This window comes from Furfurilactobacillus curtus, from assembly GCF_045862785.1.
Classification (GTDB): domain Bacteria; phylum Bacillota; class Bacilli; order Lactobacillales; family Lactobacillaceae; genus Furfurilactobacillus; species Furfurilactobacillus curtus.
The window spans coordinates 1-736 of record NZ_BQXO01000039.1 but is presented as its reverse complement, the minus strand read 5'-3'; the positions used below and the strand labels follow the sequence as shown (position 1 = coordinate 736).

The 736-nt window shown below is 51.1% G+C and carries 1 rRNA gene; it reads right to left on the bottom strand.

The features are described 5' to 3' along the window. Nucleotides 1–736 (bottom strand): 23S ribosomal RNA (locus tag ACKTR2_RS10310); the annotation flags it as partial.

The window sequence follows — 736 nt, the reverse complement described above, 5'->3', positions numbered from 1 at the left end:
ATAACACAGCAATGGCATTCGGAGTTTATCTGAATTCAGTAACCCATGACGGGCCCCTAGTTCAAACAGTGCTCTACCTCCATGATGCTCTAATCCGAGGCTAGCCCTAAAGCTATTTCGGAGAGAACCAGCTATCTCCAAGTTCGTTTGGAATTTCACCGCTACCCACACGTCATCCCAGCCTTTTTCAACAGACACGGGTTCGGTCCTCCGGTGCGTATTACCGCACTTTCAACCTGCACATGGGTAGGTCACCTGGTTTCGGGTCTACTTCAACATACTCAATCGCCCATTTCAGACTCGCTTTCGCTACGGCTCCGGTCTTTCCACCTTAACCTTGCATGCTAACGTAACTCGCCGGTTCATTCTACAAAAGGCACGCTATCACCCATTAACGGGCTCTAACTACTTGTAGGCACACGGTTTCAGGAACTATTTCACTCCCCTTCCGGGGTGCTTTTCACCTTTCCCTCACGGTACTGGTTCACTATCGGTCACTAGGGAGTATTTAGCCTTACGGGATGGTCCCCGCAAATTCCGACGGAATTTCACGTGCTCCGCCGTACTCAGGATCCTGAACTGAGGGATTTTGATTTCGTCTACGTGGCTCTCACACCCTATGGCGACGCTTCCCAACGTCTTCGACTATCAAGGTCCTTGGTAACTCAAATGTTCAGTCCTACAACCCCAAACTGCAAGCAGTCCGGTTTGGGCTCTTCCCCGTTCGCTCGCCGCT